Origin of the sequence: Cystobacter fuscus (assembly GCF_044360685.1) — a bacterium.
Taxonomy (GTDB): Bacteria; Myxococcota; Myxococcia; order Myxococcales; family Myxococcaceae; genus Cystobacter; species Cystobacter fuscus_C.
This window is the reverse complement of the sequence record NZ_CP043491.1, coordinates 1325579-1352119: the sequence shown is the minus strand read 5'-3', so window position 1 is coordinate 1352119 and position 26541 is coordinate 1325579. Positions and strand designations below refer to the sequence as shown.

The 26541-nt window shown below is 68.4% G+C and carries 27 protein-coding genes; 16 read left to right on the top strand and 11 right to left on the bottom strand.

Features of this window, described 5'->3' with window-relative positions; genetic code table 11:
* The first annotated feature begins 38 nt into the window (after positions 1 to 38).
* The 4 genes from F0U63_RS05650 (at position 39) to F0U63_RS05635 (ending at position 2448) form a co-directional block, all read left to right on the top strand.
* Positions 39 to 608: a hypothetical protein gene (locus tag F0U63_RS05650; RefSeq protein ID WP_395844472.1), complete on the top strand. Its 570-nt coding sequence runs from the start codon at positions 39 to 41 to the stop codon at positions 606 to 608.
* A 3-nt stretch (positions 609 to 611) separates the two neighbouring features.
* Positions 612 to 1136, top strand: a complete 525-nt coding sequence (locus tag F0U63_RS05645; RefSeq protein WP_395844470.1) for a hypothetical protein — start codon at positions 612 to 614, stop codon at positions 1134 to 1136.
* A gap of 120 nt (positions 1137 to 1256) precedes the next feature.
* Positions 1257 to 1850, top strand: a complete 594-nt coding sequence (locus F0U63_RS05640) for a hypothetical protein (protein ID WP_395844468.1) — start codon at positions 1257 to 1259, stop codon at positions 1848 to 1850.
* Positions 1851 to 1899: 49 nt separating this feature from the next.
* Entirely contained in the window at positions 1900 to 2448 is a 549-nt protein-coding gene (locus F0U63_RS05635) for a hypothetical protein (RefSeq protein WP_395844466.1), read from the top strand.
* A 66-nt stretch (positions 2449 to 2514) separates the two neighbouring features.
* Here F0U63_RS05635 and F0U63_RS05630 read toward each other — a convergent pair whose 3' ends face one another.
* Complete coding sequence (locus tag F0U63_RS05630) at positions 2515 to 3060, bottom strand: cysteine hydrolase family protein (protein WP_395844464.1); 546 nt, start codon at positions 3058 to 3060, stop codon at positions 2515 to 2517.
* A 117-nt stretch (positions 3061 to 3177) separates the two neighbouring features.
* On the opposite strand from F0U63_RS05630, the gene F0U63_RS05625 reads away from it, so the two are divergent.
* Both F0U63_RS05625 and F0U63_RS05620 read left to right on the top strand, forming a co-directional pair.
* Complete coding sequence (locus F0U63_RS05625; RefSeq protein WP_395844462.1) at positions 3178 to 4167, top strand: GlxA family transcriptional regulator; 990 nt, start codon at positions 3178 to 3180, stop codon at positions 4165 to 4167.
* Between the two features lie 82 nt (positions 4168 to 4249).
* A complete protein-coding gene (locus F0U63_RS05620; protein WP_395844460.1) occupies positions 4250 to 4606 on the top strand; it encodes a hypothetical protein in 357 nt (118 codons plus the stop codon).
* Here F0U63_RS05620 and F0U63_RS05615 read toward each other — a convergent pair.
* The 5 genes from F0U63_RS05615 to F0U63_RS05595 all read right to left on the bottom strand — a co-directional run bounded on the left by F0U63_RS05615 (position 4592) and on the right by F0U63_RS05595 (position 11886).
* On the bottom strand, positions 4592 to 6295 hold the full coding sequence (locus tag F0U63_RS05615; protein WP_395844458.1) for a methyl-accepting chemotaxis protein: 1704 nt from the start codon (positions 6293 to 6295) through the stop codon (positions 4592 to 4594). The two genes, F0U63_RS05620 and F0U63_RS05615, sit on opposite strands and share 15 nt — an antisense overlap.
* A gap of 353 nt (positions 6296 to 6648) precedes the next feature.
* On the bottom strand, positions 6649 to 7419 hold the full coding sequence (locus F0U63_RS05610) for an SDR family oxidoreductase (RefSeq protein ID WP_395844456.1): 771 nt from the start codon (positions 7417 to 7419) through the stop codon (positions 6649 to 6651).
* Between the two features lie 633 nt (positions 7420 to 8052).
* Positions 8053 to 8814 carry a DUF5953 family protein gene (locus F0U63_RS05605; protein ID WP_395848321.1) on the bottom strand — a complete coding sequence of 254 codons (762 nt, stop codon included), beginning with the start codon at positions 8812 to 8814 and terminating at the stop codon, positions 8053 to 8055.
* A gap of 1 nt (position 8815) precedes the next feature.
* Positions 8816 to 9460 carry a DUF6310 domain-containing protein gene (locus tag F0U63_RS05600; protein ID WP_395844454.1) on the bottom strand — a complete coding sequence of 215 codons (645 nt, stop codon included), beginning with the start codon at positions 9458 to 9460 and terminating at the stop codon, positions 8816 to 8818.
* Between the two features lie 428 nt (positions 9461 to 9888).
* The gene (locus tag F0U63_RS05595; RefSeq protein WP_395848320.1) at positions 9889 to 11886 is read right to left on the bottom strand and encodes a S46 family peptidase; all 1998 of its coding nucleotides are present in this window, start codon (positions 11884 to 11886) and stop codon (positions 9889 to 9891) included.
* 252 nt (positions 11887 to 12138) lie between these two features.
* Between F0U63_RS05595 and F0U63_RS05590 the strand changes: the two genes are divergently transcribed.
* On the top strand, positions 12139 to 13335 hold the full coding sequence (locus tag F0U63_RS05590; RefSeq protein WP_395844452.1) for a hypothetical protein: 1197 nt from the start codon (positions 12139 to 12141) through the stop codon (positions 13333 to 13335).
* Positions 13336 to 13498: 163 nt separating this feature from the next.
* Positions 13499 to 14632 carry an esterase/lipase family protein gene (locus F0U63_RS05585; RefSeq protein WP_395844450.1) on the top strand — a complete coding sequence of 378 codons (1134 nt, stop codon included), beginning with the start codon at positions 13499 to 13501 and terminating at the stop codon, positions 14630 to 14632.
* Between the two features lies 1 nt (position 14633).
* On the opposite strand, the gene F0U63_RS05580 is transcribed toward F0U63_RS05585, so the two are convergent.
* The gene (locus F0U63_RS05580) at positions 14634 to 15389 is read right to left on the bottom strand and encodes a hypothetical protein (protein WP_395844448.1); all 756 of its coding nucleotides are present in this window, start codon (positions 15387 to 15389) and stop codon (positions 14634 to 14636) included.
* Positions 15390 to 15528: 139 nt separating this feature from the next.
* Between F0U63_RS05580 and F0U63_RS05575 the strand changes: the two genes are divergently transcribed.
* The 4 genes from F0U63_RS05575 to F0U63_RS05560 all read left to right on the top strand — a co-directional run bounded on the left by F0U63_RS05575 (position 15529) and on the right by F0U63_RS05560 (position 19233).
* The gene (locus F0U63_RS05575) at positions 15529 to 16248 is read left to right on the top strand and encodes an esterase/lipase family protein (RefSeq protein WP_395844446.1); all 720 of its coding nucleotides are present in this window, start codon (positions 15529 to 15531) and stop codon (positions 16246 to 16248) included.
* Between the two features lie 147 nt (positions 16249 to 16395).
* Positions 16396 to 16953 (top strand): DNA starvation/stationary phase protection protein Dps, encoded by a 558-nt coding sequence (gene dps / locus F0U63_RS05570; RefSeq protein WP_395844444.1) that lies wholly within the window; start codon positions 16396 to 16398, stop codon positions 16951 to 16953.
* A gap of 83 nt (positions 16954 to 17036) precedes the next feature.
* Entirely contained in the window at positions 17037 to 17927 is an 891-nt protein-coding gene (locus F0U63_RS05565; protein WP_395844442.1) for a CHAD domain-containing protein, read from the top strand.
* 52 nt (positions 17928 to 17979) lie between these two features.
* A complete protein-coding gene (locus tag F0U63_RS05560) occupies positions 17980 to 19233 on the top strand; it encodes an Hsp70 family protein (RefSeq protein WP_395844440.1) in 1254 nt (417 codons plus the stop codon).
* A 15-nt stretch (positions 19234 to 19248) separates the two neighbouring features.
* Here the strand turns inward: F0U63_RS05560 and F0U63_RS05555 are convergent, their stop codons facing one another.
* The 4 genes from F0U63_RS05555 to F0U63_RS05540 all read right to left on the bottom strand — a co-directional run bounded on the left by F0U63_RS05555 (position 19249) and on the right by F0U63_RS05540 (position 22526).
* Positions 19249 to 20613, bottom strand: a complete 1365-nt coding sequence (locus tag F0U63_RS05555) for a hypothetical protein (RefSeq protein ID WP_395844438.1) — start codon at positions 20611 to 20613, stop codon at positions 19249 to 19251.
* A 145-nt stretch (positions 20614 to 20758) separates the two neighbouring features.
* Positions 20759 to 21352 carry a peptide deformylase gene (def, locus tag F0U63_RS05550; protein WP_395844436.1) on the bottom strand — a complete coding sequence of 198 codons (594 nt, stop codon included), beginning with the start codon at positions 21350 to 21352 and terminating at the stop codon, positions 20759 to 20761.
* A gap of 62 nt (positions 21353 to 21414) precedes the next feature.
* On the bottom strand, positions 21415 to 21819 hold the full coding sequence (locus tag F0U63_RS05545) for a helix-turn-helix transcriptional regulator (protein ID WP_395844434.1): 405 nt from the start codon (positions 21817 to 21819) through the stop codon (positions 21415 to 21417).
* A 128-nt stretch (positions 21820 to 21947) separates the two neighbouring features.
* On the bottom strand, positions 21948 to 22526 hold the full coding sequence (locus tag F0U63_RS05540) for a chalcone isomerase family protein (protein WP_395844432.1): 579 nt from the start codon (positions 22524 to 22526) through the stop codon (positions 21948 to 21950).
* Positions 22527 to 22639: 113 nt separating this feature from the next.
* Here F0U63_RS05540 and F0U63_RS05535 point away from each other — a divergent pair, with 113 nt between their 5' ends.
* The 4 genes from F0U63_RS05535 (at position 22640) to F0U63_RS05520 (ending at position 26436) form a co-directional block, all read left to right on the top strand.
* On the top strand, positions 22640 to 23419 hold the full coding sequence (locus F0U63_RS05535) for an alpha/beta fold hydrolase (RefSeq protein ID WP_395844430.1): 780 nt from the start codon (positions 22640 to 22642) through the stop codon (positions 23417 to 23419).
* 87 nt (positions 23420 to 23506) lie between these two features.
* The gene (locus F0U63_RS05530; protein ID WP_395844428.1) at positions 23507 to 24364 is read left to right on the top strand and encodes a hypothetical protein; all 858 of its coding nucleotides are present in this window, start codon (positions 23507 to 23509) and stop codon (positions 24362 to 24364) included.
* A 386-nt stretch (positions 24365 to 24750) separates the two neighbouring features.
* Positions 24751 to 25221, top strand: coding sequence for an Lrp/AsnC family transcriptional regulator (locus F0U63_RS05525; RefSeq protein WP_395844426.1), 471 nt, complete (start codon positions 24751 to 24753; stop codon positions 25219 to 25221).
* Between the two features lie 3 nt (positions 25222 to 25224).
* A complete protein-coding gene (locus F0U63_RS05520; RefSeq protein ID WP_395844424.1) occupies positions 25225 to 26436 on the top strand; it encodes a PLP-dependent aminotransferase family protein in 1212 nt (403 codons plus the stop codon).
* The last annotated feature ends 105 nt before the right edge of the window (positions 26437 to 26541 follow it).

Here is a 26541-nt window from a genome sequence, read left to right as displayed (position 1 = left end):
AGCTTCTTCTTCAATGGCGAACCTGGAGACCTCCCCTCATGAAAACCTCCTCGCAGCACCTGCTCCTGGGCGGCCTCACGTTGATGATGGCCGCGTGCACTCCCCCCGACCTCGACATCTCGGCGACTCCCGCCGAAATCGAGAGTGAGGAGATCTCCCTGACATCCGCCGCGCCCAAGGTCGCACAGCGCCTCGTCCTGGTGGCCTCGGTGAAGGAGGGCACGAAGGTGAGGATTGGCAGCGCGTGGCTGTCGCTCTCGGTGTCGCACGGCTGGAAGCAACCAACGGACGACACCGCGGAGGTCATTCCGTGGTTCCGTATCCGGATCGTGAATGAGCGCGACGGCAGTGTCCACGCGGAGAGGTCCATCCTGCCCAATGACATCTACGCCCCCAACCCCATGACGTTCTACGGCCTCGACGACCACGGAGTGTGTCGGCGGGCCGAGGAGCGGTGCGAGGTGCCGATCCGGATCGAACTCGAGCGGCAGGGGCCTCCGTCGGAAGGCACCGTGGACGTGCGTTGGAAGGCCACCGGGTACGCGAACGCGGATGAGGCGGAAGGCAGCAACCTTGAGGTCCGCCTGGTCCGCCCGCGGGAGAACTGAACCATGACCGCCCCCGCTCCGGGCCCCTCGAGGCCTTTTCCCGGCAGCGCGATGCTGCACCCGCTCGTGCTCGGAGCGGTGGCGGTGCTCATCCTCAATGACCACATCCTGAAAGCCCGCTGGCCGTCGTGGTGGACGGGAAAGCTCTCGGATGTGGCCGGGCTCGCCATGTTCCCCCTGCTGCTTCAGGCGCTCTGGGAGCACGTGAGCGCGCGAGGTGAGCGGTCCTTCCATCCATCTCGCGCCGTGCTCGTGGGGTGCGTGCTGCTGACGGGAGTGTGCTTCTCCGCGATCAAGCTCTCCCCGCTCGCGGGGGCGGGATGGCAATGGGGGTTGGGGGCACTGCAATGGCCCTTCCGCCTCCTCCAGGCGCTGCTCTCGGGCCGCCCGCCTCCCCCCCTCCTGCCCGTCGCGCACACACTCGATGTCACCGACCTCCTCACGCTGCCAGCCCTGCTCGTCTCCCTGATGCTGGGCTGGCGCCGGTGCGGTCCGGAGACTCAGCGGATGGGATGTCCGAACTGCTGACAGGAACGTCGCGGTCGGGCTCGACGCCGCCGTGCACCTTCCTCTGAGCGCCCCATGGCATCTCGGTTGCTAAGGCGCCCCGTGCATCCCGACGACAGTCCGCCCCCGGGAAGGAGCCCCATGATGCAGCCCCCTTCACCCGTCCCCCGTTACCGCCGCTGGGCGGCGCACCTCGCCCTTGCCGTGGCGTGCATCGGCTCGGTGGCCACGTCCCCCTCCGCGGCTCCCCTGCAGGTCAGCTCGGAATACGAGGGCCCGCCCCTGGGCCTGACGACTCGAGCCACCACCGCGACGCGTCACTTCAAGGTCCGGGTCTCCGCGCAGGAGCAGTCGTTCGATCGAGTCTGGGTGGACGTGACAGCCCAGATCACCGCGCGCTGGAGTCCAACGGATCCCAACAACCATGAGAAACCCTGGCTGCTCACGCGGATGTACATTCCGTCCGACGACTATTCCGGCCCTGGCCCTGGACGGGGCGAGGTGCTCGTCCTCGACAAACCCGATCAACCCATAACGGTGGAGGCCCACACGGGCGCCAGTTCCGAGTGCAAGAGCAACCAGGGTTGTGAATGGACCGTCCCAGTGGAGTTCGAACTCCTGCCGCACGCCGCCGAGGGCTCCGTGGAGGTGGCGTGGAAGGTGATGGCCGGGGCGTCCCCCGAGGGCGCGACCACGTTGCCCAAGGGCTTCACCGTGCAGGTCTCGGAGCAATGAGGCTCCGCCCCGAGCTTCTCCTTCAACGACGAACCTGGAGACATCCCTCATGAAAGCCCCCTTGCCGCACCTGCTCTCGAGCAGCCTCTCGTTGATGGTGGCCGCGTGCCATCCCGGCTACACCGTCCCGGCGCCCCACTCTCAAGTCGAGAGCGTGGTGATGTCCCTGCCCCCCTCCGCGCCCAGGGTCGAACAGCGCATCGTCCTGGTCGTCGCACCGAAAGAGGGCAAGAAGATGAGGCTTGAATATGCCTCGTTGTCTCTCGATGTGGATTACTCCTGGCAGGGTCTGAAGAGCGACACCTCGGAGAGCACTCCATGGTTCCGTGTCCGGATCGTGGACGAGCGTGACGGCAGCATCTACGCGGAGAGAGCCAATGACCTCGACACGCTCCGTCCCCTCATGAGGATCTACCGCCTCGACCACCCCTTGTGTCAGCAGGCCGAAGAGCGGTGCGAGGTCCCGTTCCGGATCGAACTCGAGCGGCAGGGGCCTCCAGCGCAAGGCATCCTGAACGTGCACTGGAAGGCCACCGGGTCCGCGCTCGTGCATGAAACGGAAGTCAGCAACATCGAGGTCCGCCTGCGAGAGCGCTGACCGGGGGCGGTGCGGTCCGGAGACTCAGCTCGAGTGGCGAGCGCTGGCCGGACCGGGTCAGCTGGCTCACGCCAGGAACTCATCGGTGGACTGGGTCCTGGCATAGGCGAAGCTGAGCGCCGCCATGAAAGCGGCATGAACCTGAGCGGCGGGTACGCGCACGCCTCCGAATTCCAGATCGCGGCTGGCGCAGGCATCGTGGATCAGGGTGCAGCGGTAGCCCAGATCGGCCGCCGCTCGCACCCCGCCATCGATGCACATGTGGCTCATGGCTCCACAGATGATGAGTTCCTCGATCCCGTGGCGCTCGAGGATTGTCTTCAGCTCGGTCTCGCGGAAGGAGTTGACGAAGTGCTTCAGCACCACCGGCTCCGCCGCCGCCGGGGTCACCTTCTCATGGATCGCGGCCCCGCTCGAGCCTGGAGTGAAGAAGGGAGCGTCGGCGGTCTTGAACTCATGGCGGACATGGACGACCAACTCACCCCGAGCCCGCGCGGCGGCGATCAGCCGCGCGGTGTTGTCCGCGGCGGCGTCAATGCCGTCGAGGGTCCATTTCCCGCCCGGGAAGTAATCATTCTGGACGTCGATGACGATGAGGGCGCGCTTGCTCATGGTGCCTTCCTTCTGGTCCTGGCCGTTGGGGTGCCGCGGTGAATGGCCGGAAGATAGAGCGGCGCTGCGTCCCATGGGGATTGGCGGAACTGACAGGATCAGGGGTAGAACTGACAAATGACCACGGGGCACGTCCTGGCCCATATCGGACTGCTGATCTATCCCGGTGCCCAGATGTCGGCGGTACATGGGTTGACGGACATGTTCCGCATCGCCAACCGGCTCGCGGCCCAGCAGGGCGTGTCGGGCGTGCCCTCCCTGCGGGTCAGCCATTGGCGGCCTGGCGATGGCGGGAAGATGGAGCGGGTCTTCGACACCCACGCCCAGGCCGGGGCGTCCCTGGTCGCGTTGATCCTTCCGCCAAGCCTGGAGGAAGAGCCGCGGGAAGAGCAGAGGAGGACGCTGGCCCGCTGGATCGCCGCCCGGCATGCCGCGGGCACCACGCTCTGCTCCATCTGCGCCGGTGCCTTCCTGTTGGCGGAAACGGGGCTGTTGGATGGCCGGCCGGCGACGACCCATTGGAGCCTGGCGGAGCGGCTGGCCGAGCGATTTCCCGCCATCCGGCTGGAGCCGGACAAGCTGCTCGTCGAGGATGGAGACATCATCACGGCGGGTGGCGTGATGGCCTGGGTCGATCTCGGGTTGCGGCTGGTGGATCGGCTGCTCGGTCCGAGTCTCATGCTGGCGACCGCCCGTTTCTTCCTGGTGGATCCCTCCGGGCGCGAGCAACGCTTCTACAGCCACTTCTCGCCCAAGCTGCACCATGGGGACGAGGCCATCCTGAAGGTGCAGCACTGGCTCCAGGCCCGCGGCCCGGAAAAGGTGACATTGCCGATGATGGCGGCGCATGCCGCGCTGGGCGAGCGCACCTTCTTGCGCCGCTTCCAGAAAGCGACGGGGTTGAGCCCGACCACCTATGTTCAGTACCTGCGTGTGGGCAAGGCACGGGAGCTGCTGGAGTTCTCGAACCTGTCCATCGAGCAGGTGGCATGGCGGGTGGGCTACGAGGACCCTGGCGCCTTCCGCAAGGTCTTCTTCAAACGGATGGGCTTGTCCCCTGGTGACTACCGGCGCCGATTCAGCGTCACCGGCCATCGAGGCGCGTGAGCCGTGACGCGGCACTGGCTACAGCCGAGGGGCAGTGTCAGCGCCTTGCCCCGGACCCCAGCACGGCCGGGAATGTGGTGAGATGGGCGCCAGAGCATCCGGGTGCTGGCTCGTCGGCGGTCGGCGGCCCTCTGGAGCCCTGGGGGTCCCGGAGCTGGAGCTACAGGACAACCGCGAGCGCATCCTCAACGGGCGGACCCCGGCCAACCTCCAGGCGCGGCTGGTGGAGCTGCTGCCCGCCATCGCCGAGAAGCTGCCCCAGCCCCAGGAGCTGCGCTCGGTGAGCATTGGCGGTGCGGCAGGCGCCCAGGAGGGCCAGGCGCTGACCACGCTGGTGACGCAGATGCTGGTGCGGTCGAAGGTGTCAAAGAACTCGTTCCGACATCTCGTCTCCTACGAATCGTCTGACACCTTCTTCCGAGATTCAGGTCATCGGTGATTCGTCGGCGGGAGGGGGAGCCGGAGCCACGGGAGCGTGGGCATTCGCCGCGGCCTTGAGTGCGTGCGCCGTGGGCAGAGTCTGCCCATGGGCAGCGCTCCCCACTCCAGGACGGGGCCGCATGAGAGCGCCGCGCTCGTGGCTGTCCTCCACACGGAAGTAAGACACCATCTGGGTGAGCACATCAGCCTGGGCGGAGAGCTCCTCGGCGGTAGTGGCCAGCTCCTCGGAGGCCGAGGCGTTGCGCTGCGTCACCTGGTCCACGTGCTGCATGGCCTTGTTCATCTGGACCACTCCGTCGGCCTGCTCGTTGGAGGCGGCCACCACCTCCTGCACCAGGTCCGCCGTCTTGCGGATGGAGGGCACCAGTTCCTCCAACAGATGTCCCGAGCGCGTCGCCACCGTCACACTGCTCTTCGCCAGCTCGCTGATCTCCTTCGCCGCCGTCCGGCTGCGCTCGGCCAGCTTGCGCACCTCCGTGGCCACCACCGCGAACCCCTTGCCGTGCGCTCCCGCCCTCGCCGCTTCGATGGCCGCGTTGAGCGCCAGCAGGTTCGTCTGGTAGGCGATCTCCTCGATGATGGACACCTTCTCCGCGATGGAGGTCATCGCCTCCACCGTCTTCTTCACCACCTGGCCACTCTCCTCGGCGTCCCTGGCGCCCTTCACGGCCATCTGTGCCATCTGCCGGCTGTAGTCCCGGTTCTGGGTGATGCTGGCCGTCATCTGCTCCAGGCTCGCGGTGGTCTGCTCCACGCTGCTGGCCTGCTCGCCGGTACCTTGAGAGAGGCTCTGCGAGGAAGCCGAGACCTGCGTGGCGGCCGCGCTGAGCGTGGCGGCACCCATCCGGACCTCCGCCATCGCCTCGGAGAGCTTCCTCACCATTTCCTTCAGGGCGAACAGGAGGCTCGTCCTGTCGTTTCCCTTCGTCTCCACGTTCACGGAGAGGTCTCCGTCCGCCACCCTGTGCACCATCTCCGCCGCGTATCCCGGCTCCCCGCCGAGCTGCTCCGCGATCACCACCGTCGTGAGCAATCCGATCCCGAATGCGATGACGACGGCCGCGAAGATGACGCCCATGACGGACCGCCTGAACTCCGCGTAGGAACTCGCCGACCGCTCCGAGAACTGCTCCATCGCCGCGAACTGGTGCGCCTCGAGCTCCGTGATGGCCGCCTCGATCTGGTTCTCGACCGCCCGGACCTCCTTCACGCCCGCGTCGACGTAGAGATCCTTGCTCGTCGTGAGCATCCCGGGCAGCCGCCCGCTCGCCGCGAGCCGCAGGACATCCTGCTGCTCGCTCCGGAGCTGGGTCAGGAGCCGGTCCACCTCCGCGGCCTTGAGCTGCTGAGCCGAATCCGAGCTGAAGATCGTCCGCCGGTATGCCGCGAACGCCTCCTCGAGCTGCTTCCGGCTCTTCTCGAGCTCCGCGGTGCGATCCGAGAGTCGCTCCGTGCCCACGTCCAGCACCACGTTTCGAATGGTGCGAGACATGTGGAGCATGTGTACGTCCGCCTCGAGCAGCTTCGCGAGACCGAGCGCGTGGTGCTCGTGTATCTCTTGGAGGCTCTCGTCTGTCTGCGCCATGCCACGCAGGCCCTGCACGCCGACGAAGACGGCAAGCACCGTGAGCAGCCCGAATCCGAGCGTGAGTTTCGTGACGACCTTCAAGTTGCGGAACCACTTCACGGTGTTTTCCCCCGCGGTTGTCGCATGGGGCCTGGGTGCAGCTCGACCAACGCTGTCAGCACCGGCCCGGGGCTCCTTCATGGAACCCCTACCCAACCTGAATCGAGCATCACATGGGCCCCTCGTGATGGGAACAACGTCAGGTGCGAGGGTTACCCACCCTCCCCGCCCACTGGACACTCCCGGCGCCATGAGAGCACGGCCCCGGAGAGAGAGGTGCTTGGACGCCAGACAAAGGGAGGAGGCAGAACCCTGAGTGCCTGCCTGAAGAGCACCGGGGCGGTGGGCTTGCTCCGATGACGTGGACAGTAGGGTTACGCTGCCAACTTCTGCGCTGGTGACAAAGCGCGGGGTCAGCGCGACGTGCGCACCTTGACGAGCATGTCGTTGAACTTCGTGTAGAAGGCGTCGTACTCCCCGCGCGCCTCGGCGAAGCGCTGCGGCTTGACCCGCTCGACCAGGATTTCGTGGGCGTCGGACGACTCCTGGAGCAGGCGCATCGTCTCCTCCAGGTAGTCCTTGAGCGGCATGGCCATGGGGTCGCGCGCCTGGTGCTCGCCCGTCAGCTCCGTCTGGACATAGGGCGGCACGAGCTCGATGACCCGCACCGCGGTGTCACGCAGCTGGTAGCGCAGCGACTGCGTGTACGAGTGGATGGCCGCCTTGGTCGCGCAGTAGGTCGGGTTCAACGACAACGGCGTGAACGCCAGTCCGGACGAGACGGTGAGGATGGCGGCGTGCGGCTGCTTGAGCAGAGTGGGCATCAGCGCCGCGGTCAGCCGGATGGGCCCCAGCAGGTTGATGTCAATCGTCTCCTCCGCGATCGCCGTGTCGCCCTCCCGCAGGTTCTCCGTCTTCATGATGCCGGCGCTGTGCACCACCACGTTCAGCGCGGGGAAGCGCCTGGTGAGTTCCTTCGTGAAGGCCTGGATGCTCTCGACGCTGCCGGTGTCCAGCGTGAGGTATTGCATTCCGGGGTGGGCCTTCGCCGTCCCGGCGAGCACGCCCTCACGCCTGCCCGCGATGATGACGGTGTTGCCGAGCTTCTGAAAGGCCTCGGCGAGGCCGCGCCCGATTCCAGAACCGCCTCCGGTGATGAGGATGGTGTTTCCCGTCGTCTGCATGGTGTCTCCTCGCGGCGCTCGCGCCGCCTGGTCGTCGTGTGAAAGGAAGGGTCGAACCCGGGACTACCGGCGCTCGCTGTCCAGGTGCTTCATCTGCTGCGCGGGATAGCGATCTCCAGAGATGTTCACGAGCGACTCGAGCGCCCGGGCATCCGCCGCCGACAAGGTGTCTCTCCTTATGGACGCGCGACACCCTGAAATCCAATAAATAGGATGAATTCCTATCATGCACGGCATCTATGAGAAGGACCTGGACCTCAACCTGCTGCGCGTCTTCGTCGTGGTCGCGGAAGCGGGCCAGTTGCAGCAGGCTCTCACCAACAGATGGCGAGGCCGCGCCGGTGGGTCGTCATGTCCACGCGAGGGCCCTCCCCGGGCTCCACCCGGTGGGCATTTCAAGAGTGGATCCCACCGTGCGAGGGGCTCGCCCCCACCCGGCGTATCGCCAATGGTCGCGCGCTCATTCAGTCCCTGGAAGGGGGAAAATGGAGCACCTGAACACGCGGTCGAAGGTGTCAAAGGACTCGTTCCGACATCTCGTCTCCTACGAATCGTCTGACACCTTCTTCCGGACACATTCTTCCGGCCACGGAATTGGAGCAGGCTCACGGCCATTGCGAGCCGTGCTGAGTCTCAAGGGGCTGCGCGCCCGCCAATCTCCGGGAATCGCTCGTAGGCCCGTTTAAGCACGTCCAGGTGGACGGGGTTGTCCAGGTCGAGCGGTGTATCGGTGAGCTGCACGACCCACCCGCCCGTCGCGGTACGCCGCGCACGTGACAGCAGCTCCGCATCGCGTGCTGGGTCCGGAAAGCCGATGGCTTCTGCGGCAGTGGGCGACCAATAGTTCATCCACCCGAAGCGAGCCGGAATCGCGGGTAAACGGATTTCCTCTGTGAGTTTGAGCGGCGGCAGTCCACGGGGTGGAACATGCGGTCCACGCACGGAATGATGCACCTGCTGCGCCATCTTCGCCGCCACGCCCTCCGGCGTCGCCCGCCCCCAGAACGCGCGTGTGGTCTCCCCCATGCTTTCAAGAACATCCGCCGCCGCTGTGCTCCCCACCACATGCAGTGGCAGTTCAGCATGGACTTCAAACTGTGCCTGCCCTCCTGGGGAGATCCCCGCAGGTCTTTCCCATCCCGAGACCGTTACCCGGTAGTCCTTGTCGCCATTGCAAACAAGCCCAAACCCCCTCCCGGTTGGCCGCCCTTGGGCGAGCCATGCCTCGCGCTGCGGTAGCGGGATTAGCTTTCCTTCGTTGGAAATTGTCCACTCCAGGCGCAAGCCGGGAAGCGCTCGCTCCATTCCACGAACGACAGCCAAAGGGCGGCCATCATCACGCGCGAGAGCAGGCGCGTAAACGGTGAGGACGAGAGAACTCTGTGGGTGTGTCATTTCAGCACCAATCCATGACAACAATATCAAGGGTGTCATCTCGGTCGAGCAATGCGATTTTGTGTGCGGGACTTCGCACGCCGACCCGAAAATCAAATCCACAGGCCAGAGCAAGGGCGCGCTCGTACTGCAACTCTAGGACTTGATCGTTGAGCACAATTCTCCGAAGGTCGGGCGGATACGTATCGAAGTTGTCTGTCTTGACTTCCCAAAGTGTGCGCGCGGCCTGTTGCAGCGCGTCGAAGTTCTTCCCATTCACGAACACATCCCTGCCGGGGAAACTGTTGTTCGGAATTCTGTCGGCGCACTTGTCGTGCAGTTTATTTCCCCCAAGGTGACGCTTCGCCGGTACGGGCTCGCACCTGCGGCGCTCTTGCTCAGAGATGTCGGTTGGCCCCACGGGCGGGAAATCCGGTCCTTTAGGCTCCGGCTTGGGCCTTTTTTTCGGCGAGGGTTCCTGCTGGGTGGGCTTCTTTACAGGCACCGGGCGTGTTGCAGGCACGGGTCCTACCTCGGGGCGACCCCTCCTCAGTTCATATGTATCGAGGGCCTCTTTGATGAGGAAGCCCACCACCACCACGCCCGTCACCACCACCGCCCCCACGGCAATTTCCGGTGCTGCCAGGACGCACGGCCCGAGCCCCATGGCAGCAGCCCCAGCAGAGGCCACTGAACATCTTCCTGTGAGGTCGCGAAACTCAACCCGGCCATGGTCAAGGGCCCGATAGCACCTCTCCGCCAGCAGGGGCCAGGGCTGCGAAGCCTCCTGGACCACGCACCGTCCCCCATCCGTCCACGGCAGGGCCGCCGCTCGCTGGAGGTTGGCATACCTCGGGTCCCAGTCCACGGGCTCTTCCGGGATCGGCGCTGAGGTAGCGCAAGCGGAGACATAGAGCAGAAGAGCGAAGCACGCTTGGAGACGCATGGCCGGGTTCTCACTTGGAGCTAGGACCTAGCTAGCGGGTCCTGGTGGGTCCGGTCGGAGTATGCGGGCGCGCCCCGAAAGCCACGAATGAGCGCGCCGGGCCCACGGCAGGGGGTCGGGGTGCAGCAGCTGCAGCCAGGCCCAGGAACTCAGCGTTGGTGCTCGCGCAGCTCCTTCACGAGCCGCCCGGCGCCATAGACATGCTCGAGCGCGCGCAACAGGCCCTCGCCATGGACACCCACCGCGCGGTTGGTCTCCGGCACGTAAGCGTACCGGCCACCGAGCGATGGCAGGTTGCCGTCGAAGATGAGTCCCACCACCCGGCCCTCGCGATCCACCATGGGGGAGCCCGAGTTGCCACCGATGATGTCGTTGGTGGTGGCCACGTCCAGAGGCGTGTCGTCGGGCACCTTGCCCTTGGCCTTGAGCCAGGAGTCCGGCAGCCGGAAGGGCTCCTTGCCCGTGTGACGCGCATAGGCCCCCGCGAACGTCGTCAGCGGCGCCACGGTCTTCGTGTCCTCCCGCCAGCCCTTCACCACGCCGTAGTTCAGGCGCAGGGTGAAGGTGGCATCCGGGTAGCCCGTGGTGCCGTAGGCCGCCAGCCGCGCCTTCGCGAGCAGCTCGCCATTCTTCTTGAGCACCGACTCCACCGTGTCCTCGTAGCGCGTGCGCACCTCGCGTGACAGGCCATCCACCCGGCGCGCCAGGAGGATCATCGGATCCTTCGACGCCGCGATCGCCGCCGCCCCGCCCTCGAACAGCCGCTTGCGCTCCTTCACGTCGAACAGCCGCGTGCCCTTCACCAGCGCGCGCGCCAGATCCTCCGGCGCCTCGCGGCCGAGCACCTCGCGCACGAACGCGTCATCCGCCCCGAGCGTCTCGCGCAGCTTGTTGAAGCCGAAGGTGAGCAGCCGCTCCTCCAGCTCCGGGGTGATGGGCGCCTCGCGCAGGAGCTGCTGGCGCAGGCCGGGAAGCTGGCCATCGGTGTACTCGCGCAGCCGCTCGGCGTTGGGCTTGGGCAGCTCGTCCGCCGCGCGCACGAGCTGCCGGGCCAGGGTGAACAGCTCCGAGGGAAAACCGTCTCCTCCTTCCTTCAACCGGTAGCTCGCGAGCAGGGGCCGGGAGGACTCCAGCGCGCGCGCCATGGCGTCCCAGGCGCCCGCCGTGGTGGCCTTGAGCGCCGGCGTGGCGTTCACCTTCGCGCGCAGGTCCGCCTCCTCCCGGCGCTTGCTCGCGAGCAGCGAGGGCTCGGCCAGGGCCTGATGCCGGCCACGCAGCGCCTTCAGGCCGTTCTCCACGGAGCGCAGCTTCGCCCGGGTCGTGCGCCAGCGCTCGGGCGAGCCCGAGGCGTACTCGCGCAGCAGGCCCCGCATCTCCGCGAGGTGGAGGAGCGTGTACGGCAGCGCCACGTCGCGCTGGAACTCCAGCTCCGCCACGCTGCTCTGGCGCTCGGTGCCGCCCGGGTGGCCGGAGACGAAGACCAGGTCCCCCTCCTTCGCGCCCTCCTTCGCCCAGGGCAGATAGGTGTCTGTCTTCAGCGGCTGGCCCGCGGTGTCCCATACACGCAGGAAGGCCGCGTCGAAGCCGTAGCGGGGGAAGTTGAAGTTGTCCGCGTCCCCACCGAAAGCGGCCATGGAGAACTCGGGCGCGAAGACCAGGCGCACGTCCTGGAAGCGGCGGTACTTGTAGAGCTGGTAGCGCCCCCCGTGGAACAGCGTCACCACGTCGCAGCGCCACTCGGGCCCGGTGGCGCACTCGCCCTCGATGCGCGACATCTCCGCGTTGAGCGCGGTGTTGAAGGCCGCGCCCTCCAGGCCCTTCGTCGCGCCCTGCAGGCGCGCGGTGACGTCCGTCATCTCCACGAGCTGGTTGGCCTCCACCTTGGGGCAGCGCAGCTCGTCCTTGGGCTCCTTGGCGAAGAACCCCGTGGCGAGATAGTCGCGCTTGGGCGAGGACAGGTCCTCCACGCACGAGCGGACGCAGTGGTGGTTGGTCATCACCAGGCCCTCGGGCGACACGAAGCTCGCGGAGCATCCGCCCGCCAGCCGCACCGAGGACAGCCGCACCCGGTCGAGCCAGTCCTGGGAAGGCTCGAAGCCATAGGCGGCCTTCACCGCCTCCCGGGGAAAGGCATCATAGGTCCACATGCCTTCCTCCGCGGCGGCGGGGAGGGCCAACAACGAGCCAAGGGCGAGCAGACGTTTCACGGTGGGTGTTCCCGACTGTCGAGGGGGTGGAAGAGGAGTTCGGTTCTTGCCTGGGAGGGCCGGGACGTCAACCAGAGAGGAGGGGCGAGTGGGTGGCCGCGGAGGGGCGAGCAGCGGCCTCCTCGGCGGAGCGCCCCTGGGTGCCATGGCCAGACGGAGGTGCGCAATCTCGAGTCACGGGAGGCGCACGACATGGACACGGAGGAATACGGCATTGCCCACGCGAGCCGGCTCATGACGCGCTTCGCCGAGCGCACCGGACTGGCCGGCTCCCCGCGCTCGTCGCGGCGCTACCTGTGGACGGACGCCTTCGCTGTCTGCAATTTCCTCGAGCTCGCACGCCTGACGGGTGACTCGCACTACCTGGAGCTCGCTCGCCACCTCGTGGATGAAGTGCACCATGTCCTCGGCCGTCACCGGGCGGACGACACGCGCGTCGGGTGGCTCAGTGGCCTGGGGGAGCGGGAGGGCGAGGCGCATCCCACGCGAGGAGGTCTGCGAATCGGAAAATCCCTCCCCGAGCGCCAGCCGGACGAGCCTCCCGACAACGAGTTGGAGTGGGACCGGGATGGCCAGTACTTCCACTACCTCACGAAGTGGATGCACGCGCTCGACCAGGTCTCGCGCGCGACCGGCGACCCGCGCTTCAATCTCTGGGCGAGGGAGCTCGCCGAGGTCGCCCACGCCGCCTTCACCCATGGCCCGCCCGGACGACGCCGGATGGTCTGGAAGATGAGCACGGACCTGTCCCGGCCCCTCGTCTCGTCCATGGGGCAGCACGATCCGCTGGACGGGCTCATCACCTGCGTGCAGCTCGAGGCCACGAGCACCTTGCTCCCAGGCGCGGCGGTGGGGCCTGTGCCGCGACGGGCCGTCGAAGACTTCGCCGCGCTGCTGCGCGTCACGGACGTGCGGACGGTCGATCCGCTCGGGCTCGGTGGACTCCTCTCGGATGCCGGCCGCGTCGCGCAGCTCGAGGCAAGCGAGGCCTTCCGGGATGGCGCGCTCCTCGAGAGCCTGCTCGCCGCCGCCCTGGAAGGACTGTCCCTGTATTCGCTGTATGGTGAAGGGAGTCAGCCCGCGTCCCGGCGTCTCGCGTTCCGGGAGCTCGGGCTCGCGATCGGGCTCTCGTCCATCGGATTGATTCAGCCCGCCGTGGGCGAAAGGCCCCTCCAACGCCTGAGGAACTTCGCCGCGCTCGGCTCCGAGCTCGTCTCGTTCTGGCTCGCTCCCGAGCACCAGGCCGTGCGCTCCTGGACCGAGCACCGCGACATCAACGAGGTCATGCTCGCCACGAGCCTCATCCCCGAGGGTTTCCTGGTCCTCGAGGGGCCCAGAGGCCCGGTGGGTGCCGGGCGTGATGGATTCCGGCCCGACCCCCGAGGTTGACCAGGACCGCGGCCCCGCCATTTCACGGTGAGTGTTCCAGACAAGCGAGGGGGGTTGAAAAGCAACCCGGCTCTTGCCTGGGAGGCCCAAGACGTCAACCAGAGCAAGGGAGCATGCACATGGGGCTTGAGTTGAGGGCCCGGACCCCTGAAGGTTGGGCGGAATGGCGACGAAGCACTACATCCTCCTGGTTCCCGGCTTCTTCGGCTTCGCCAACCTGGGAGAGCTGCTGTACTTCGGGCACGTGCGCGACTACTTCGTCGCGGAGATGAAGGCCCGGGGCGTGGACGTCGAGGTGGTGCAGGTCCTCACGCACCCCACCGGCTCCATCCGCACGCGGGCGGGGGACCTGCTCAAGTCCATCGAAGCCCACGTGAAGGACGATGACTGCCCCATCCACCTCATCGGCCACTCCACCGGAGGGCTCGATGCCCGGCTCTTCGTCAGCCCCGGGGTGCTCCTGGGCGATGACATGGACGTGGAGCGCTTCGCCCGCCGGGTGCGCACGGTGGTGACGGTGTCCACGCCCCACGCGGGCACACCGCTCGCGTCCTTCTTCCTCGGGCTCTTCGGCCAGAAGCTGCTGCAACTGCTGTCGCTCTTCACCGTGTATGTGCTGCGCTTCGGCCGGCTGCCCTTGAGCGTGGCCTTCCGCTTCGGCAGCCTCATCACCCGGTGGGACGAGCAGCTCGGCTTCCGCCCCACCCTGTTGGATCAGCTCTTCGAGCAGCTGCTGGGCGACTTCTCCGCCGAGCGCCGCGAGGAGCTGGTGCGCTTCCTCGGGGACGTGGGCAATGACGCGTCGCTGGTCCCCCAGCTCACGCCCGAGGGCATCGACCTGTTCAACGCGAGCTGCCAGGACCGGCCCGGGGTGCGCTACGGCTCCGTCATCACCCAGGCCCGGCCTCCCTCGCTGCGCACGCGGCTGGGCGCGGGGTTGGACCCGTACGCGCAGATCACCCACACCGTCTATGCCTTCCTGTACGGGCGCACCCAGCGCATGCCCCTCACCGCCATTCCGCCGCATACGCCCGCGCAGACCGCGGCGCTGGTGGAAGCCTACGGCGCCCTGCCGGGTCCCCAGGCGTGTGATGGCATCGTCCCCACGCGCTCGCAGGTCTACGGCCGGGTGCTGACGGCCGTGCGCGCGGACCACCTGGACGCCATCGGCCACTTCGACCAGCCCGCGCACCGCCCGCCCCATGTGGACTGGCTCATCTCGGGCTCGGGCTTCCGCCGGCTCCACTTCGAGCGCCTGTGGCGCACCGTGGTGGACTTCATCCTCCTGCAGACGTGAGTCAGACGGAGCGCCGCTGCCGCAACACGCCCGCGCCGCCCCCCGACTCCCGGTGGATGCGCGCCACGGACAGGGCCAGGAAGACGAGCAGCCCCACCAGCAGCCCTCCCCCGAAGGCGACGATGAGCAGCACGGGTTGAGCGGCCTTGAACATGCCCCGGACGAGTCCTCCACCCACGGACTCGCTGAGCTGGGACACCCGCGCCTCCCCGCACCCCCGGGCCGCTTCCCCTTCGAGCCCCTGGCACTCGGGGAAGAGGGGGCCGAACTCGTCCTTGGATTGTTGGATCACCGAGGCGGCCACCTGACCGGCCGCCGCCGACATGCTCCGCGCCAGCGGCCCCGAGCCATCCGCTCCGAGCTGGCGCTCGAGTTCCGCGCTGAGCCCCCGGGCCAGCTGCGCGGACAGCACGGACACGGGCCCCCGCCCTCCCAGGCCCGACCCGCCCGTTCCCGTGGAGGCCGCCGCTCCGCCCCCCGCCGCGCCTCCACCCGAGGCCACGCCGCCGGGGTTCTCCTCGACCTGTTGGGCCTTGGGCGGGGGCTCCCCGGTGATGAGCGCGTCCAAGGCGCCCCGGGTCATCTGTCCCGCCGTGCCCCGCATGAGGGAGGCCTCCTGCTCCTGGTCGACCTCTTCCTTCTGCTGGCGGATCGCCTCCAGGGCCCCCTTGGTGCTCTGGCGAACCACCGTGGCACAGCCCAGGACACCCGAGAGCTGCACGAGCATGAGCAGACCCAGGAGGTTCTTCTTCGACATGGCTGTCTCCTCACCGGGGTTGCATCCGACCAGACCCCCCGTGGCTTCAACATACGTACGGGTGTGAGGGAGGATGGGTTGCATGCATGATGGGCCCTCGCCTGCCTGGAGGCTCCCATCCTGGCCCGGAGAACCCCGCATGACTCCCTCCCGACCACTTCCCACGCCCCGTCCCCCTCGCGGGGTGTTCGTGGGACTGCTGCTCGCCACCCTCACCGGCTGCGCCACCATGCCCGCCGTGCGCGCCTCGAGCGAGCCCGTCCCCGTGCTCTTCGTCCCCGGCACGGATGACAACGCCAACCGGCTCAACCCCATGCTCGACACCTTCGTGGCCGCGGGCTGGCCCCGGAACCGGCTCCATGCCGTGGACCTCCACCCCAACAATGGACAGCTCCCCATCGAGGCCATCTCCTACCAGGTGGGCCGCGCCGCCGAGGCGCTGCGCCGGCGCACCCACGCCGAGCGCGTCGACGTGGTGGCCTTCAGCCAGGGCGCCCTGTCCACGCGCTACTGGATGCAGTCCCTGGGTGGGCAACCCCACGTGCGCCGCTTCGTGTCCATCTCCGGGCCGCACCAGGGGACATGGTTGGCCTATCTGCGGAGGGATCCCGCCCTGGTGCAGATGCGGCCGGACAGCCCCTTCCTGCTCGAGCTGAACCGGCGCGAGAAGCCCTTCGGCGACACCGAGGTCTTCTGCTTCTGGACGCCCCTGGACGGCGTCATCTTCCCCGCGGAGAACTCGCGCCTGCCCGGCACGCACGAGCGCGTCTTCCACGTCCCCTTCCACCCGACGATGATCACCCACCCCGGGGTCATCTCCGCGGCCATCGAGGCGCTGGCGAGCCCCACGCCTCCCTGAGGCGCCATCCGTCTGCTCGCCCGCTCCCCTGCCGAGCCAACGCTGGACGAATCCCCGCTTGGCGCCCGCCGCCGCCATCCCCACCCTGTGGCTCTGAAGCGAACCGGCGGGCTTTCCCTCCGGAAACACTCGACCAGGGGCTAGTTCATGACCACCAAGTTTCCCAGCCACATCAACCTGCCGCGCGAGGCCCGCTCCGAGCTGATCGATCTGCTCAACACCTGTCTGGCGACGGCCGTGGACCTGCACTGGCAGGTCAAGCAGGCGCACTGGAACATCCGCGGCAACCACTTCATCAGCCGCCATCTGCTCTTCGACAAGGTGGCCGACCACGTGCGCGAGCACGCCGATGAGTTCGCCGAGCGCGCCGGGGCCCTGGGCGGCTACGCGGAGGGCACCATCCGGCTGGCCATGAAGAACAGCGAGCTGGAGGAGTACGACCTGAGCGCCGTGAACGGGGATGACCACGTTCGCGTCATCGTCGACCGCGTGTCGCGCTACGCGGCCACCATCCGCGACGGCATCCAGCGCTGCGACGAGCTCAATGATCCGGTGTCCTCGGATCTGCTCACGCAAGTGCTCGGCACGGTGGAGGAGGACCTGTGGTTCCTCGAGAGCCACCTGTATGGCTCGTCCAACATCGCCCGCGAGGAGACCGGCCCCTCCGTCATCCGCGAGGAGACCAACTCCTCGACCAACGCCTGAGTTGTCTTGTGCAGGAGAGACCCCGCCAGGGGCATGAGGCGGGGCTTGCACGGTGGACGGGGGCGGTCTTCTGATACGCCCCCATGTCCCCTTCCTCCCCTTCCCATGGGCTGGACCGTGAGAGCCGGCGGACCCAGGCCGCCCGGCAGCTGCTCACCGCGCGTCTGGCCGACGCGCGCCGGGCGGAGGCCGCCCTCACCCGGAAGCTCACCCCGAAGCGCGTCCACGATCTGAGGGTGGCCACCCGCCGGCTGCGCGCGGTGCTCGAGGCGTTCCGCGACATGGGAGACCTGAAGGCGCGCGAGCGCGAGGTGAAGCGGCTCCAGGACGCGCTCGGCGAGGTGCGTGACCTCCACGTCCAGGGGGCCTGGCTGGAAGAGGCGGCCCAGAAGGGCGAGTCCTCGAGACGCGCCGGCTTCCAGGCGATGCACGCGCGCCTGATGTCTCCACTCCCCGACAAGGAACGGCGGCTGCGGCGCGCGCTCGTGCGCTGGGCGGACCAGACCGTCCCCGCGCTCGAGCGGGAGACGCGGCGGCTCAAAGGCCCGGGCAAGTACGGAGGGCGGCGCGTACGCCAGGAGCTGAGCCACCGCCTGCTCCAGTTGGAGTCCCTCATGGAGAACCGCGCGAAGGACCTCACGCCCGCCCTGGCGCATGCACTGCGCAAGGACGTGAAGAAGCTGCGCTACGAGGCCGAGCTCTTCGTTCCCGCCCTGGGCCGCCAGGTGAAGCCCCTGATCAAGGCGCTCGAGCCCCTGCAGGAGTCGCTGGGCGAGTTGCATGACGCGGACGTGCGGCTGCACCTGCTCCAGCACTTCGCCCTCCATGGCGCCGCGGCCCAGCGCGCCGCGGCACGCACGTTGCTCAGGGGCGCGCGCGCGGAACGTGCCCGGCAGGCCGCCCGGGCTGGACGGCACCTCGGGGACTGGCACGACGAGAAGCGCACGCACGCGCTGTGCGCGCTGCTGGAGTGAGCGGTACTCGGCGCTACCCATCTCCGTCATTTGCACGTAGAGGAAGCGCCCCATGCCCGCCTGCGGACTCGACTTCGGAACCAGCAACACGGCACTCGCCCTCCCGGACGGAACGGTGCTCCCCATCTCCCCCGGCTACAGCGACCCGCGCCTCTACCGCTCCGTCATCTTCTTCCCCGAGGACGAGCGCGACGCGTACACGGGCGCCCCCGCCATCTCCCGCTACCTGGAGGACCCCTCGGGCCGCTTCATCCAGTCCGTGAAGTCCTTCCTGCACAGCGCGTCCTTCCGCGCCACGCAGATCCGCGGGCGCACCTGGCTCATCGAGGACCTGGTGGCGCTGCTCTTGCGCCGCGTGCGCGAGGCCGCCGCCCCCCACACCGGCGGCACCGCCCCCGAGTGCGTGGTGCTCGGCCGCCCCGCCCTCTTCTCCACCGACGCCGCCGCGGACACGCTCGCCGAGCAGCGCCTGCGCCGCGCCGCGGAGAGCGCCGGCTTCACCCAGATTCAATTCCTCATCGAGCCCATCGCCGCCGCGCTCTCCTACGAAGCGCAGCTCACCCGCGACGAGCTCGTGCTGGTGGCGGACTTCGGCGCGGGCACCACGGACCTGACGCTCATGCGGCTGGGGCCCTCGCGCCGGGGCAATCCGGACCGGCGCGCGGACGTGGTGGGCTCCACCGGTGTGCGCATTGGCGGTGACCGCTTCGACGCGGAGATCATGCGCCACTCGCTCCTGCCGCGCTTTGGCGCCGGCTCCACCTACCGCGTGCGGGGCTTCAGCGACAAGCGGCTGCCCGTGCCCCAGCACGTCATGGCCAAGCTCCTGTCCTGGCACGAGATGTCCTTCATCCGCGAGAAGTCCACCCAGGAGCTGCTGGAGCTGATGCAGGAGTCCAGCGACAAGCCCGCCGAGGCCGCGGCCCTCTACGATCTCGTCATGGACAACCTGGGCTACCGGCTCTTCCGCGCCATCGAGGCCGCCAAGGTGCGGCTGTCCTCCGAGGAGGAGACCACGCTGGACTTCGAGGAGGCGCGCATCCAGCTGCACGAGCGCATCACCCGCGCGGACTTCGAGACGGCGTGCGAGCCGCTCTTGCGCGAGCTGAGCGAGGTGACCGAGGGACTGCTCGCGCGCTGCGCGGGGGCGGGCGAGGTGGACGCGGTGTTCCTCACGGGAGGCTCCTCGCAGATTCCCTCGGTGCGCCGGCTCTACACCCAGCGCTTCGGCGAAGCGCGCGTGCGCACCCGGGACGCCTTCACCTCCGTGGCCGAGGGCCTGGGACGCGCCTCGGCCTCCCTGTGAGGGGAGCCCCCCTGCTCAGGGATCCGCGAGCCAGCTCGCGATGCGCGGCCAGACCAGCTGCTCCGCGTCGGAGGCGAGGAACAGATCCGCGTGGCCGTAGTCCAGCGCGCGGGCGCCGTCCGACAGGCGCTTCACGATGAAGACGCTGATGTCCTTGTCCTTGGTGCCGAGCTGCGCCAGGGTCGCGAGGCCCAGGTCGCCCATGCCCCCGGCGGCGCCCACATACAACACCGGCACCTTCACATGGTGAAGCCGGTCGTTGTAGGGCTGGCTCGGCGAGCCGCACCACAGCGCCAGCGTCTCCACCTGCTCGCCGATGCTCTGGAAGGGTGAGGCCTGCATCATCACGTCGAACAGGAAGCGCTCGTTCGTCCAGGTCAGGCCCGTGGGAACCGAGCCCGAGAAGGTGCCGCCGGTGAAGTGGTACCCATCCAGGAGGGGAACGGGCTGCAACTTGAAGGTGGCGGAGCCCGCCAGCAGCGCGGCCTCCCGATTGGTGAACCCCTCCATGTAGTCCGAGCTTGCCTTGGGGAAGGAATTGGCCAGGGAAACCAGCTCCAGGAGGAACTGGCCACTGCTCTCCACATAGACGCCCGACTGTTGGAGCGGGGAGAGCATCTTGTACCCCAGGCACGCGGCCGCGCGCTGGTTCACGGCCGTCTTCTCGTCGAGCACATAGGCCATGTCCACGGGGACGAAGGCGCGCACCAGGCGCTGATTCGCCGGCAACTTCGCCTCCGCGTTGAGCACCGCGTATCCGATGGCGGCGCCCCGGCTCCAGCCCAGCAACGGCATGGGCTCCACGCTCGAGAGGCCCAGCGAGCGCAGCTGGCTCGCCAGGACCATTCCGGCGCGCACGTCCTGCAAGTGCGTCTCCAGGTTCCAGCTCTGCATGAAGGTGAAGTCAGTGGTGGTCGCGGGGACGTGCACCCAGCGCAGATCGATCCCCCACACATCCATCTTCTGGCGCGCCAGGTAGATGGCGAAGGACTTCCCGCGCGGCACCGCGGAACTCTCCACGCTCGGCAGGAAAGCACCCCGGAAGCCCCACAGGTCTCCATGCACCAGGAAGACGGGCTTCTGGCCGACCCGGGGGATGCCCGGAAGCAGCTCCGCCACCACGCGGTGGACGGTGATGACGTCGTAGTCGCCAGAGCCCACCCGCACGGTGTAGCTGTACTCGGCGATTCCCTCATCCACCACCCGCCGTGACGCATCCAGCAACCTGCCCGCGGTCAAACTCTCCACGAGGCCCTCGAAGTCCGGGGGCGCGTCCGTGGAGGACACGTCTCCAGGCTCGGGCGGCGGGGCCTCGCTCGCCATCGCCGGGCCCACCACGCACAGCAAGAGACACACCATCCACTTGAACGGAGACCTCATCGCACACCCCTCCAGAGGGGAAAGTCGTCAATGAGGAAAAAATTGTCCTTCAAGTGAGCCTGGACAACCCAACCTGTGAACTTTTCGCGCCCGATTGTGGAGTGGGGCACGGAGGCGCGAACTCACCTCTTGCCGAAGCGCGCCTTCAGGGCGTCAGACCCAAAGCCTGGCGGATGTCCGCCACCTGACGCGAGGCCCAGTGCCGCCGGTGGTTGTCCAGGGTGCTGAAGCTGCGTGGCTCCATCCGGTCGATGTACAGCGTGCCATCGAGGTGATCCACCTCGTGCTGGAGGATGCGGGCGTACCAGCCGCGGGCGGAGCGCGAGAAGGGCTGACCATTCTCGTCGAAGGCCTCCACCCGCACGCCACGTGCGCGACGCACCAGGGCGAGGAAGCCCGAGACGCTCAGGCACCCCTCCTGGAACTCGGCCGGCGTCGCGTCCTCCACGATGAGGCGCGGGTTGATGAGGACATGGAAGTCCACGGGCTCGCGCTCACGCGCGGCCAGGTCCGCGGCGGGCAGGCCCGCCATGTACTCCGCCCGATCCTCGATGACCACCAGCCGCACATCCACCCCCACCTGAGGGGCCGCCAGTCCCACCCCCGGCGCGTCCCGCATGGTGTCGCGCATGAGGGAGATGAGCTGCCATGTGGCGGGGCTCGTCATCTCCTCGGGGGTGAGGTCTCGCGCACGCTGGCGCAAGACCGGTTCTCCGGCCTGGACGATTTTCAGCACCATGGCCGGAGACGATACGCGCAAGCGTGGCGCCCGGGCGCGGGGAATCCGCGGAGGTGTCCGCTTCAATCTCCTGGCGGTGAGCGGCGCTTGCCCGGGCCACGCGTGCGCCAGATGTCCGAGGCGAGCGCCGCCAGGCAGCGCAGCTCGCTCGGAGACAACTGGCGCAGGAGCGTAGCGAGGTGGAGCAGTTCCGCGGACTGCTCCGCGTCCTGCTCCCGCGCGCCGGCCTCCTGCTCCGGCCAGCCGGCGCCCAGCCCCAGCAGTTCGCTCGCCGACAAGTGCAGCGTCGAGCACAACCGGTACAGCGTGGGCACGCTGGGCAGCATCTGCCCGCGCTCGATCCGGCCATAGATCGCCGTGGCGATCCCTACTTGAGAGGACACATCCGCCTGGGTCAGTCCCGCCTTCTCCCGGGCCACCAGGAGGGCCGCCCCCAGGTTGCGCTTCAGCGTGTCGAGGTCGTCCATTCCCCGGGGACACTACTTCTGAAAACAGATGGAGGGAATCAACTTGTCTGGTTGACCTCCCATCCCCCCTTGGATCCCCCTACCCGACGCGCTTCACCCATCCCCCCGCGTGGACGCCTGGGCGGTACTCAGTCGCGGTCGTAGATGGGGTTCTCCTGGAGCCAGGCGTCGAAGAGCGCGTCGGCGAAGGCCTTGCCCGGAATCATCGCGCCCTGGGAGCCCTCACCCGACACCCTCAGCCCCTGGTCCGGCAGATAGGTGATGAGGAGCGAGTCCCCCGAGTTCACGGCGCGCAGCGACTGCACCAGCTGCTCCGACTGCCGCTTCATGTCCGCCGAGCGCATCACCGCGCTGTGGGACAGGAAGCTCCGGAAGGCGTTCGCCAGCTCGTCACGCGGGATGCTGCGCTTGAAGTGCAGCTGCAGCTGCTTGGGGCCCTGGAAGGAGATGGCTTCCCGGGTGGAGCCCGGCGTCTGCTCCAGGTACAGCCCCCAGACGTAGAGCTCGAAGAAGAGCAGCTTCTTGAGCTCGATGTGATCCAACAGCAGTTTCTTGCCTTGGAGCGAGATGGCGTCCGGCAGGCGCACGCCCCCCACGGCCCGGGCCTGGGCCGTTCCCGCGAACAGCACCATCGCCACCACCGCTCCCACCACCCACCGCGCTCCCCGTCCCCCGAACCCCACACCGTCCAGTCGCTTGGGCATCATGTGGTGAAATTGTTCATGGCCCCGAGTGCCGACCAGTCCCGTCTATTCCGGATATGGAACGAGGGCTCGCCTGCCCGCTTGCCGAGGGGAGCCCTGGGCGTTAGGTGGCGGGGGTGATTCTCGCGAGCTTCCAGTTGGGTGAAGGACAGCGGCCGACGGTGCTGCTGCATGGATTTCTCGGCACGGGGCGCAACCTGCGCTCGCTGGCGGCGGCCTGGAGCGCGGCGGACCCGAGCCGCCGCTTCCTGCTGCCGGACCTGACGGGCCATGGCACCTCGCCGCCGCTGCCGCCCGGGGCCACGCTGTCCCATGTGGCCATGGACGTGGTGGAGACGGCACGCGCGGCGGGCTTCGAGGGGCCCCTGGAGTTCGTGGGGCACTCCATTGGAGGCCGCGTGTCACTGGCCGCGAGCCTGGCGACGCCCGGGGACGTGGCGAGCGTCACGCTGCTGGACATCACCCCGGGCCCCATTCCCCCGGGTCTGTCCGAGAGCGGCAAGGTGCTCGAGAAGCTGCGGGCGTCGCCCGCCCGGGCCGCGGATCGCAAGGCGATGCGCGAGGAGCTGACGGGACGGGGCTTGTCGGGCCCGCTCTCGGACTGGCTCCTCATGAACCTGGAGCCCGCGCCGGAGGGAGGCGTGCGCTGGCGCTTCGACCGGGAAGCGCTCGGTGAGTTCCACGCGCGGGTGAACGGCGAGCAGTTCTGGAACGCCCTGGCACGCCCGGAGCTGCCGGTGCGCTGCATCCGCGGCGGCCGGGCCGCCTACGTCTCCGATAATGATGTGGCCCGGATGGAGGCCCTGGGCTGTCCGGTGGACACGCTCCCCAACGCGGGGCACTTCGTCCACGTGGACGCACCGGACGAGCTGCTGCGCTGGCTGCTACGCGGCTGAAGCGGCCCGCGCTCCTGGCGGGCAGAGGAGCGGCGGCTGAACCTGTCATCCATCGCGAGGCCCCCACCCGGTGGTGACATTCGTTCCATGCAAGCCGATTCCAAGCGCATGCTCGGCGAGATCCTGATGGAGCTGGGACTGCTCGATCGTGCTCAACTTCGTCTCGGTCTGGTGCACCACCACGAGATGGGGGTGCCCCTCGGCAGGGCGCTGGTGCGCGAGGGCCTGTGCACCGAGGCGGACGTGTTGCGCGCGCTCGCCCAGCAGGCGGGCTTCCCCGCCATCGACCTGGACCGGGAGCCCCTCCACCCGAAGCTCACCCGGCTGGTGTCCAAGCGCGTCGCCCGGAAGTACCGGGCCATCCCGCTGCGGCTCGACAAGGGCGAGCGCGAGGTGCTGCACATCGCCCTGCCCGCTCCCGCCTCACTGGAGGCCCTGGACGCCGTGCGGGCCGTCTCCGGCAAGCCCCGCGTCGAGCCGTACGTCGCCTCGGACCCGGCCATCTCCCGGGCGCTCTTCGCGCTCTACCGTTTCCAGGAGCAGACCGAGCCGCCAGTGCGCCCGCTCTCCCTGGAGCGGGGACCCAACGCGCCCGTCCTCCTCTATGCGTGGCCGCCCGTCACGGCGACCCTCATCTCCCGCTCGCTCGCCCGCGAGGGCATCCGCACCCGGGTCATCTCCCCGCTGGAGACGCTGCACACCACCGCCTCGGATCTGGTGTTCGCCCCCGTGCAGGCCATGGAGGGACTGCTCGCGGGAGAGGCGCGCATCGGCGGCACGCTGCTGCTCGCCGGCTCGTCGGACGACGAGGACCTCGCGCGGGCCCACCGCATCGGCGCCAAGGGCTATGTGCCCAATCCGCTCGACGGCTACATGCTGCTGCGGGCCATCCGCCGGCTGCGCCCCCGGACCGGAGAGGGCTCGGGCGCCCAGGGCTCGGTGTGACGCGCCCCGGCCGCCCCCATGGCTTCACTCGTTGCTGAAGAACAGCCCGGCGGCACCGCCCCGCGGCCCTGTCCCATCACGGGCAACAGGAACTCGAGCACGGCCTGGGTGTCACTGCCCAGGGTCCAGGCAACGCCCAGCGCCTACACACCAACGCCGAGCTCCACCCACCACAACCCCTTGACGAACCGGTGGGCCACCCAGGCGCCCACGCCGATTCCCATCAGGAAGCCGGTCACTCTCCTCCCCTTCTCCCGCGGCCCACGGACGCGGCGCATGCCCGTCTGGCTGCTCCGCCGTCAAGCTTCTTGCACAAAGGGTGGACGACATATACCTTATTCGTGGAGAGCCACCGAGGCTTATAAAAATAAGGTCCCCCCGCCGACATGGATGAACTCGACTACCACCTGCTCGACTTGTTGCAGCGCGAGGGCCGCGCCACGCAGCTGGAGTTGTCCCGAGCGGTGGGACTGTCCCAGCCTGCGGTGGCCGAGCGCATCCGCAAGCTCGAGGAGCGGGGGGTCATCACGGGCTACGCGGCGCACGTGGACGCGGCGAAGCTGGGCAAGGACATCACCGCCTTCATTGGCGTGAGCATCGAACATCCCAAGTACTTCGAGGGCTTCGCCAAGAAGGTGCTGGCGCTGCCCGAGGTGCTCGAGGCCCACCGCGTGGCGGGACAGGACTCGTACATCCTCAAGGTGCGCACCCGGAACACGAAGACGCTCGACACCCTGCTCGTGGAGACGCTGCGGGTCATCGCGGGCGTCACGCGCACCCACACCACCATCGTCCTCACCTCCATCAAGGAGGGGACGCACGTCCACGTCTCTGAAGATGAGCTGAAAGGAGCCTGAAACATGATCGCCGCCCCCCTCGCCAATGCTCCTCCGCCGTTCCCGCTCTCCCAACGCATGTCGCGCATGAAGGCCTCCGCGGTCCGGGAGATCCTCAAGGTGGCCGAGCGTCCGGACGTGCTCTCGTTCGCGGGCGGCCTGCCAGCGCCCGAGCTCTTCCCGGTGGAGGCCATCGCCCAGGCCCACGCGGAGGCCTTCGCCGAGGAGGGCCGCGCCGCGCTGCAGTACAGCACCACGGAGGGCTACGGCCCCTTGCGCGAGTGGATCTGCGCGCACATGGCCGAGCGCGGGCTGAGCGTGGGGGTGGATCAGGTGCTCATCACCAACGGCTCGCAGCAGGGCATCGAGCTGGTGGCCAAGGTGATGCTCGACCCGGGAGATCTGGTGGTGGTGGAGAACCCCAGCTACCTCGCCGCGCTGCAGACGTTCAGCGGCTACGAGGCCTCCTACGCCGTCGTGGGCAGCGACGATGACGGCATGCGCGTGGAGGACCTCGAGCGCCTGGTCACCTCGCGCAAGCCCAAGCTCATCTACCTGGTGCCCAACTTCCAGAATCCCAAGGGCACCACGCTGTCGCTGGAGCGCCGGCGCGCGCTCGTGCGCTTCGCCCAGCGCCACCGCATCCTCATCCTCGAGGACAACCCCTACGGCGAGCTGCGCTTCCGGGGCGAGCACCTGCCGTCGCTAGCCTCGCTCGACGACGAGGGCGTGGTGGTCAGCCTCGGCTCGTTCTCCAAGACGCTGGCGCCCGGGTTGCGCATCGGGTGGATGGTGGGGCCGCGGGACATCCTCCGGGCGGTCACCGTGGTGAAGCAGGCGGCGGATCTGCACACCGCCACGGTGGCGCAGCGGGCCACGGCGCGGCTGCTCACGCGCTTCGACTTCAATGCCCACCTGGAGCGCCTGCGCGTCATCTACGGGGAGCGCTGCATGGCCATGCTCGCGTCGCTGGAGCGGCACATGCCGGTGGGCACCCGGTGGACGCAGCCGGACGGTGGGATGTTCGTGTGGGCGGAGCTGCCGCGCGGCATGAGCGCGGACGCGCTCTTCCCCCTGGCGCTGGAGAAGCGCGTGGCCTTCGTGCCGGGCGCGCCCTTCTACGCCGCCGAGCCGCGCCACGAGTTCATGCGCCTGAACTTCTCCAACCGCCCGCCGGAGCTGCTGGAAGAGGGCATGCGCCGGCTCGGCGCCGTCATCGCCTCCCAGCAGCAGTGAGCCCGTGAGGGTTTCGTCCGCCCGCCCGCCCGCTCCCCATCCACCCGGAGCGGGGGGGCCGCCGCGCGCTGGACGGGATGCCTAGCTTCTCCCCGCGAACCACTT

Coding starts and splice junctions, on each gene's coding strand:
- F0U63_RS05650 (WP_395844472.1), top strand. CDS start 39: ATGAAAACCTCCTCGCAGCACCTGCTCCTGGGCGGCCTCACGTTGATG.
- F0U63_RS05645 (WP_395844470.1), top strand. CDS start 612: ATGACCGCCCCCGCTCCGGGCCCCTCGAGGCCTTTTCCCGGCAGCGCG.
- F0U63_RS05640 (WP_395844468.1), top strand. CDS start 1,257: ATGATGCAGCCCCCTTCACCCGTCCCCCGTTACCGCCGCTGGGCGGCG.
- F0U63_RS05635 (WP_395844466.1), top strand. CDS start 1,900: ATGAAAGCCCCCTTGCCGCACCTGCTCTCGAGCAGCCTCTCGTTGATG.
- F0U63_RS05630 (WP_395844464.1), bottom strand. CDS start 3,060: ATGAGCAAGCGCGCCCTCATCGTCATCGACGTCCAGAATGATTACTTC.
- F0U63_RS05625 (WP_395844462.1), top strand. CDS start 3,178: ATGACCACGGGGCACGTCCTGGCCCATATCGGACTGCTGATCTATCCC.
- F0U63_RS05620 (WP_395844460.1), top strand. CDS start 4,250: ATGGGCGCCAGAGCATCCGGGTGCTGGCTCGTCGGCGGTCGGCGGCCC.
- F0U63_RS05610 (WP_395844456.1), bottom strand. CDS start 7,419: ATGCAGACGACGGGAAACACCATCCTCATCACCGGAGGCGGTTCTGGA.
- F0U63_RS05605 (WP_395848321.1), bottom strand. CDS start 8,814: ATGACACACCCACAGAGTTCTCTCGTCCTCACCGTTTACGCGCCTGCT.
- F0U63_RS05600 (WP_395844454.1), bottom strand. CDS start 9,460: ATGGGGCTCGGGCCGTGCGTCCTGGCAGCACCGGAAATTGCCGTGGGG.
- F0U63_RS05595 (WP_395848320.1), bottom strand. CDS start 11,886: ATGTGGACCTATGATGCCTTTCCCCGGGAGGCGGTGAAGGCCGCCTAT.
- F0U63_RS05590 (WP_395844452.1), top strand. CDS start 12,139: ATGGACACGGAGGAATACGGCATTGCCCACGCGAGCCGGCTCATGACG.
- F0U63_RS05585 (WP_395844450.1), top strand. CDS start 13,499: ATGGCGACGAAGCACTACATCCTCCTGGTTCCCGGCTTCTTCGGCTTC.
- F0U63_RS05580 (WP_395844448.1), bottom strand. CDS start 15,389: ATGTCGAAGAAGAACCTCCTGGGTCTGCTCATGCTCGTGCAGCTCTCG.
- F0U63_RS05575 (WP_395844446.1), top strand. CDS start 15,529: ATGACTCCCTCCCGACCACTTCCCACGCCCCGTCCCCCTCGCGGGGTG.
- dps (WP_395844444.1), top strand. CDS start 16,396: ATGACCACCAAGTTTCCCAGCCACATCAACCTGCCGCGCGAGGCCCGC.
- F0U63_RS05565 (WP_395844442.1), top strand. CDS start 17,037: ATGTCCCCTTCCTCCCCTTCCCATGGGCTGGACCGTGAGAGCCGGCGG.
- F0U63_RS05560 (WP_395844440.1), top strand. CDS start 17,980: ATGCCCGCCTGCGGACTCGACTTCGGAACCAGCAACACGGCACTCGCC.
- F0U63_RS05555 (WP_395844438.1), bottom strand. CDS start 20,613: ATGAGGTCTCCGTTCAAGTGGATGGTGTGTCTCTTGCTGTGCGTGGTG.
- def (WP_395844436.1), bottom strand. CDS start 21,352: ATGGTGCTGAAAATCGTCCAGGCCGGAGAACCGGTCTTGCGCCAGCGT.
- F0U63_RS05545 (WP_395844434.1), bottom strand. CDS start 21,819: ATGGACGACCTCGACACGCTGAAGCGCAACCTGGGGGCGGCCCTCCTG.
- F0U63_RS05540 (WP_395844432.1), bottom strand. CDS start 22,526: ATGATGCCCAAGCGACTGGACGGTGTGGGGTTCGGGGGACGGGGAGCG.
- F0U63_RS05530 (WP_395844428.1), top strand. CDS start 23,507: ATGCAAGCCGATTCCAAGCGCATGCTCGGCGAGATCCTGATGGAGCTG.
- F0U63_RS05525 (WP_395844426.1), top strand. CDS start 24,751: ATGGATGAACTCGACTACCACCTGCTCGACTTGTTGCAGCGCGAGGGC.
- F0U63_RS05520 (WP_395844424.1), top strand. CDS start 25,225: ATGATCGCCGCCCCCCTCGCCAATGCTCCTCCGCCGTTCCCGCTCTCC.